The 5,423-nt window shown below is 46.4% G+C and carries 3 protein-coding genes; 1 reads left to right on the forward strand and 2 read right to left on the reverse strand.

Going from position 1 to position 5,423, the window contains the following annotated elements; translation table 11 throughout:
• Positions 1 to 189: 189 nt before the first annotated feature.
• Entirely contained in the window at positions 190 to 1,725 is a 1,536-nt protein-coding gene (locus QUB04_RS31980) for a peptide ligase PGM1-related protein (protein ID WP_333290689.1), read from the reverse strand.
• A 399-nt stretch (positions 1,726 to 2,124) separates the two neighbouring features.
• The gene (locus QUB04_RS31985) at positions 2,125 to 3,741 is read right to left on the reverse strand and encodes a glycosyltransferase family 39 protein (RefSeq protein WP_333290690.1); all 1,617 of its coding nucleotides are present in this window, start codon (positions 3,739 to 3,741) and stop codon (positions 2,125 to 2,127) included.
• 316 nt (positions 3,742 to 4,057) lie between these two features.
• Here QUB04_RS31985 and recA point away from each other — a divergent pair, with 316 nt between their 5' ends.
• Complete coding sequence (recA, locus tag QUB04_RS31990) at positions 4,058 to 5,194, forward strand: recombinase RecA (RefSeq protein ID WP_333290691.1); 1,137 nt, start codon at positions 4,058 to 4,060, stop codon at positions 5,192 to 5,194.
• The last annotated feature ends 229 nt before the right edge of the window (positions 5,195 to 5,423 follow it).

Here is a 5,423-nt window from a genome sequence, read left to right on the forward strand (position 1 = left end):
TCGCCTGATTGTCGGTATGATCGAATCAATGACGTGGCGATCGCCTGACTCACTCTTTTAAGATACAAGGGGCGGGTAAACCTGCCAATATCTGCCAATAATTGACAATCTCAAAAACCCGCCCCGGTCGGGATATTGTGCTTAATCGATCGGACATGATATGACTGGATCAAATCTAAATTCTAAAATCTAAAATCTAAAATCGCCTGACGTTTCGCGATCGAGAACTTTCACAACTTTGTTATACATATCCTCAGCTTCTTGCTGCGAATTGCCAATACTCGTCACTCCCAATTTGCCAAACTCAGACAAACAACCCATTAAATGAAACACACTGCCCGTCTCAGTACCGCTGTCAAAGTGCAGTTGATTGTCAGCAATAATATCCATCAAATCGTTCGGTAATAATCCCCGATAGCGCTCTTTTTTCAAATTGTCCGAAGCAACATAATATTTTGGACGGCCCTGCTGGCTGTAAAATAATCCGCTAGTACGATCGTACCGACCGTTTGTTAACAGCTTCAAAGCCATAAACGGATGAGTTGTGCCTCCTTTACGTAAGTTAATTTCTATTGCTTGAAGATCCCATTTCCCATCGGATTGCTTTACAGCGAGAAAATCTACTCCAAACCTCTCTAAAGCCCCTTTTATAGCTAAGTTTTGCCCTACTTTCCATCCCAATTCCTGCAACGCTATTCGATAAGATTCGTCGGCAGGAAATCGGCAACCTAAGAAAATTTGACCGTCTGGGCCTCCTAAAATTTGGTCGTGGGTTGAGAGAATTTCTACTTCGCCGCTGGGGACAATTCTGCCTTGAACGCTGGGCGAGAACTTTTCTTCTCCTTCGATAAATGCTTCGGCAATTGCCCCTAATTCGGGAATGCGGCTGCTAAAATTTTCCCAGGTTTCGCCCGTTGCTTGAAAGCGCAAATTATGGAAGCTATCGCCAATTGCCTTCGCTCTTTCTGTAGGCGCTTTACCTGCGAGGGACTTCAGATCTAAAATTGCATTCCCTTCCCCCGAAAAACCTTCATTTAACTTAATTACGATCCGCTGCAAATCCGGCTGCCTTTCCCACAACGCGGCCGCAGCTTCCGCTAAATCTTCCGCATTAAAAACCAACTCGGAACCGTCAGGATAAGGCACGCCACATTCTTTAAAAATTTGCCTGCTGCCGCTTTTTGTTCCCCAGTATAACAGATCGGGATCGCTGGCCCACAAAGGAATCCCCAATTTAACAGATAACTCGCGTTCTAAGGGCGTCGAGTTATAACAAACCATATAAGATTTTGTCGGCCGCACGGCTTGACGAATGCGCTCCATCAAGCGGGGACGGTCTAAAATTTTCTGGGTGAGGGATTTGGCGGAAGCATCGTAAGCACTGAACAGCAAAAGCCGATCGCGCGCGTGAGAAAATGGAATTCCCGGCAGCAATTGCAGGTAATAATCCACAATCATCGGGTGCAAGGGCTCCGAGGTAATGTAAATTAAGCGCGTGCGGGGATTTCGCAGGCGAATCAATGAAAATAAATGCCGCTCTTCGTAGTGGTAAACACCCTCAACTTTCTGCATTTCTTGCTGATCTAAGCTGACAGAAGGAATGATAATAATGTCACAATCTCCGCTGTCAAATTCTTCGATAGCTCGCCAACGTTCGCGTAAGTCTGTCTGAAGATTGCGAAACTTCTGCGCGGATTCGGAAGATGAATTATTTAACTCTTGCATTGCTTTTTATCCTAAGTATTCAAATAATTATTGCTGATGATGTCGGGTGTGTCAGCCCAGATAAGTACGGACACTGCACCGTGTCCATAGGTGTCAACTTAACGTCAAACCCAGCCAGAGAATGCTGTTTGACCATTAAATCTAGATCCCCCCTAGCCCCCCTTAAGAAGGGGGGAACCGGAAATTGATCAAAGTCAACCCCTACTCCCCTTCTTAAGGGGGATTTAGGGGGATCTATACTTAGCGTAAAAACGAGATTTCTCAGGGCTTTCAGCTTTAAGTTGACACTCCTTGAGCAATGCCCTATCCCTACAGCGTCGGAGACGGCACGGTGCGGTATCCCTACAAATGCTCGCGTACAATCTATCTGTATCACTATCACTACTTTTGGGAATTGGTTTAAGAAGCTCGCCGCACTCGAAAAAGTCTGGCATATTCCAATATCGGCTCTAGGCGACGTTGATTTTGCTTGAGTGCCGAGATCAATTTTTCCGAAGGGCCCAACACCAGGGGAGCCGAATATTTGTTCAGCATCTCGATTTCTGGCGACTGGCTCATCAGCATCAGCCGCACGTCTTTGTCGAGCAAATAACTCAGAGACAGCAAATCTCCCATGTTCGTAAAATCGTTGCCGCGATCGCTAATTACAATTGTATCTTTAATCGATCGGTTAGCTATCGCCTCTTTGTTAATAATTTTCGCAACTTCAGCATTAAAATAGCTCAAGTCTTTGCTCCACCAAGTATCAGAAAAAGCGCTGACCGTACAGGATGCTACACTTGCTGTAAATACCAAGGCTAAAATGACTTGCCAAAACCGCTGCTGAGTTTTCACGTTACTTGCGAGCAAGTAAGCAACTGCTAGCTGAACTCCCGGAAAGCAGGAAATCAGATAGCGGCTGACGGCGGAACGTTTGCCGCCTAGGATTATATCCGGTAACGCCAGGATCAAAAAAGGTACAAAAATTGATGTTAAAATAAACAGCCAAGTTGAACTGCTAGTGCGGCGGCAGATTTGGTAAATGGCTGTCGCAATTAACAGCAAAAATGGCAATCTCAGCAAATAAGTCCAGATATTATCAAAGCCTAAGTCGAAGTCAAAAAATAATGCTGTAAAGCTGAGCGTCCATAATTTAACAAGAGACAGCCAACCCGGAGATACTCGCGTCCAATCTGTCGTAGCTGATGCTCGTCCCAGGTTGGTTGCCAGCACGTAAATCCACGGAAGGTACAATATTAAAGCTGCTGTTACTGCTAAGAAAAATTGGGAATTAGTTACATGACCTCGCAATTTTGTTTTTTTGACAAACAACCAGTAAGCAATTATAAAAACTCCGTGTCCGATGAGTGTTAAACTGAAGAAAGGGTGAGTGTAGAAACCAAAGGCGATCGCCAGCGAGTAAAATACCCAATTTGGCCAATCCCGCAACCGCACTGCTTTCAGCAGCAGCCAACTGCTGCCAATAACTATGGCTGTCAGCAAACTGTACTGCCTTGCTGTCTGAGCAAACAATATGTCAAAGGGTGATAAAGCCAAAAGTGCTGTTGCTAATAACGCAGCCAAATTCGAGGCGAAAAGTTCCTGAGCTAAACCGTACATCAAAGGCAGCGACAGCAAACTCAATATTGCTGGCAAACTGCGAGATGCTGTTAGAGAACTGCCAAATTCCTGCATCCACCAACGAGCCAGGAGAAAGTATAAAGGCGGATGCTGCGGGTCTTCTAGTGCTAAAGAACGAATTGTGTCTGCTTCTGTACTTCCCGGTTTAATCCGCTGATATTTTTGCAATTGTGGTGCGGGAACAATCCGGTTTTGGAATAGTTCGTCGTCGATTTCTTGGCGGGTGAAACCAGCGGCGCGGATTGATGTGTAAGCTTCGTCGTGCCAGTACAGCTTGCGATCGATCTCAAAAAACCGAAATCCGATACCTAGTAAAATGCCGATCGCCAATAAGTTCATCAGCCAGCGGGAATTTTTGCTATTAACAGATGTGTCTTGGTGTGTTGTAGATCCCATGCTTGTCCTAATTGTGGCGATTACTTGTTACCAGGCTCTGCCTGGTAACACAGATCCGGAGGCTCTGCCTCCAATTTTAATGTAAGCTTTTCGAGGCAGAGCCTCTGGAGATCGGTGCCCAGACAGAGCCTGGGAACCAGTTAAATATCTTCTACATCTTGGGCATTCTGAAAGCTGGCTCAGGCTGAACCACCCCCAAAATCAAGAATCTTCAGCCAGATCCTCCCAGAACCTCCAGAGCCCAAAAATAACTGCTAACATACGTGTTGTACAGTTAATCAACAAGCTCCGCAAGGGGTCTACCCGCGTACCGCAAATGGCAAAAAAAGAAGCGTCTATAAAAACTTCCACTGAAAACTCAGAAAAGCAAAAAGCCCTAACTTCCGTACTTTCCCAAATCGAGCGCAGCTTTGGCAAAGGGGCGATCGTCCGATTGGGAGACTCCACTCGCATGAGGGTAGAAACCATTCCCACCGGAGCCCTGACACTGGACATTGCTTTGGGCGGCGGTTTGCCAAAAGGCCGAGTTATTGAAATTTACGGCCCGGAAAGTTCCGGTAAAACCACTCTAGCCCTCCACGCGATCGCCGAAGTCCAAAAATCCGGCGGTATCGCAGCCTTCGTGGATGCCGAACACGCCCTCGATCCCACCTACGCCTCAGCTTTAGGCGTCGATATTGAAAATCTCTTAGTTTCCCAGCCGGATACCGGCGAAATGGCCCTAGAAATAGTCGATCAACTCGTCCGTTCCGTCGCCGTCGATATCGTAGTAATTGACTCCGTAGCCGCCCTCGTCCCCCGCGCCGAAATCGAAGGCGACATGGGCGACTCCCACATGGGTTTGCAAGCGCGTTTGATGAGCCAAGCTTTGCGGAAAATCACCGGCAACATCGGCAAATCCGGCTGTACCGTCATTTTCCTCAACCAATTGCGGCAGAAAATCGGCATAACTTACGGGAACCCGGAAACAACAACCGGCGGTAACGCACTCAAGTTCTACGCCAGCGTGCGGCTTGACATTCGCCGCATTCAAAGCTTGAAAAAAGGTACAGAAGAATACGGCAACCGCACGAAAGTTAAAGTTGCTAAAAATAAAGTTGCTCCGCCTTTCCGTATTGCCGAATTTGACATTGTATTTGGCAAAGGCATTTCTACTTTAGGCTGTCTGACTGACTTGGCCGACGAAATGGGAGTAATCATCAAAAAAGGTTCTTGGTATAGCTACAACGGAGAGAACATAGCTCAAGGACGAGACAAAGTGATCCAGCACATGGAGAAAAACATCGATTTCAAAAATGAAATTGAGGAGCTAGTTAAAAAGAAACTTGAGACTGGTGCTCTGGTTTCTGCTAATTCTGTCGCTCCTATTGAGGTAGATGATGTAGATGATGTAGATGATGTAGATGATGTAAATGATGTAGATGATGTAGATGGTTTGGACGAAGAAATCTAAGTTTTTTAGCTAAAACAGCAGAATCCCCACACTGAATTTAGAGGGGGATTAATCGAGGCATCGCCGAGTACCCCCGATAAATCAGTGTGGGATGAATGCGCGACTGACGGAGGTTGGCGAGTCAGTCATTAAATGTCAGGAAAAGTCGATCAATCCATGCCTCTACCATCTGGGTAACAGTTTGTTCTCTCGCCGCCGCGACCGCCCTCAGTTTACTGAGATGTTTCTC

The sequence above is a fragment of the Microcoleus sp. D2_18a_B4 genome (assembly GCF_036702475.1).
In the GTDB taxonomy this organism is placed as follows: domain Bacteria; phylum Cyanobacteriota; class Cyanobacteriia; order Cyanobacteriales; family Microcoleaceae; genus Microcoleus.